At 78.5% G+C, this 1,869-nt stretch carries 1 protein-coding gene; it reads right to left on the bottom strand.

The window, feature by feature from the left end:
* Positions 1-1,741, bottom strand: a 1,741-nt coding sequence (locus L1885_RS27880; RefSeq protein ID WP_235799923.1) for a hypothetical protein, incomplete at its 3' end; no start/stop codon positions are given.
* Positions 1,742-1,869 lie beyond the last annotated feature (128 nt).

Genomic DNA, 1,869 nt, shown 5'->3' with positions numbered 1-1,869 from the left:
CGCCGGCGGGGCCCGGTGCGTCCGCCGCGCCCGGCGCGGCGGCGAGGGGCGGTGCGGCCGCCGTCTCGGGCGGGCCGCCGTGGGTCCAGGGGGTGTCCTCCGGGTCCGGCAGCTTCGGGCCGCCGCGCACGGTGTGTTCGAACAGCGTCCACGCGATCGTGTCGCCCTTCTCCGGCACCGACCCCGGCGCGGGCACCTTGCTCCTGCCCATGCGGTCCATGATCCGCAGCACCACCGTCCTGGCCGGGTCCGGACCGGGTCCGGCTCCGGGCACGTCGCCGCCCGCCCGGCCCGCGCCCGCCGGCTCCTCGCCCTCCGGCCCCTCGCTGTCCTTCGCGTCGCCCCCCGGCCCCTGGCTGTCCGCCGCGTCGCCCTCCGGCCCGTCCTCGTAGCGCACGAACTCCGCCGTCTGCGGCTTGCCGTCCAGTGAGCGGTAGACCTTCACCCGCTCGCCGAGCGCCGGCGCGTCGGACGTGCGGACCGTCACCAGGGGCCTGGGGGCCGGGCGCTTGCCCTCGCTGTACTCGAGTACGGCGTCGGTCACCTCTCCGACGAACGCCTGCCCGGCGAGCCGGTAGCCGGCCAGCACCAGCGGGTCGTCCAGCGCCTCCGCCGCCTCCAGCTGGGCCTGCGCGGTCTCGCGCGAGGCGAGCTTGCGCGCGGCCGTCACCGCGTCGTCCCTGCGGGGCTGGGGCGGTTCGCCGGCCCGCACCCGGTCGCGGTGGCCGGTGTACGACCAGCGGTCCCTGGTCCAGCGATCGGCGACGCCGGCGCCCTCCGGGAGCCCGCGCAGCAGGTCGACGCCGCGCCACACCGCGTCCCACGTCGGCCGCAGCACCTCCGCCAGCATCCGGCGCACGTCGCGCTCGGCGGCGGCGGCCCGGGCGAGCTGCTCCTCCGCGTACGCCCCGTCCTGCGCGGCCGCTCCCTCGCGGCGCGCCCGGTCGTAGCGCTCGACGGCGGGCGCCAGCAGCTTGTTGTCGAAGGCCGGGTCGGTCGCGGGGCCCGCCGGCGGGCACAGCAGCTGCCCCCTCGCGTCGCGGGCGACCTCGGCCCGCAGCGCCGCCTCCGCGCCCGTCAGACCCTCGGGCGGGTCCAGCCAGGCGAGGAGGGCGCCGAGGTGCTGGTCCTCCAGGTTCGACTGGCCGGTGGCCCAGTGCCGGGCCAGCAGGTCCGTCATGGCCGGCAGCAGGGCGGAGCCGGGCACGCGGGCACGCTCCCCGTAGTGGGTCAGCCAGCGGCCGAGCAACGGCACCCGGGGCGGCGCGGGGTGGGCCGCGTCCGGGTCGTCCTCCGCGGTGCGGCGAAAGCGCATGGAGCGGCCCAGCAGCCGCACGAAGTCGACGCCCGGCCGGTTCGGCACGATGAGCTGCGGCGCGTCGGCGCACAGCTCGACCTCGACCTTGACGCGCTTGCCGGTCTCCGGGTCAGTCTCCGCGCGCTCGGCGCTCTCCACGTCGTCCGCGTACGCGTCGACGACCGGCAGTACCGCGTCGGCCAGTTCGGCCAGGAAGGCGAAGCGCAGGTCGCGGTCGCGCGGCTGGACGACGGTCAGCAGGCGGGGCGCGTCCCGGTCGGTGCCGACGAGCGCGCCGAGCGGGGCGCCCGCCTCACCCGCCGTGGTCAGCGGGACGAGGACGAGCGGGTGCTCCGACAGGTGCCGGTGACGCACCGTCGCCAGGGGCGTGGCGTACCCGCTCTCGACGGCCTCCAGCCGTGCCAGCGTGCTGATCAGGGACATCAGGCACCCCCGAGGGCCCGGTCGGCGGCCGGCCGGCGGACCGGGGGGCCGCCCGGGCCGCGACCGGAGGCCGAACCCTGGGCGGAAGCGGTGCGGCCGGGCGCCGCGCCGGACAGCGCCAGGGCCTC

The sequence above is a fragment of the Streptomyces fuscigenes genome, assembly GCF_021556455.1.
GTDB classification, from domain to species: Bacteria; Actinomycetota; Actinomycetes; order Streptomycetales; family Streptomycetaceae; genus Streptomyces; species Streptomyces fuscigenes.
Note: the sequence above shows the minus strand (reverse complement) of the source record. Positions and strands in the feature narration are given on the sequence as shown.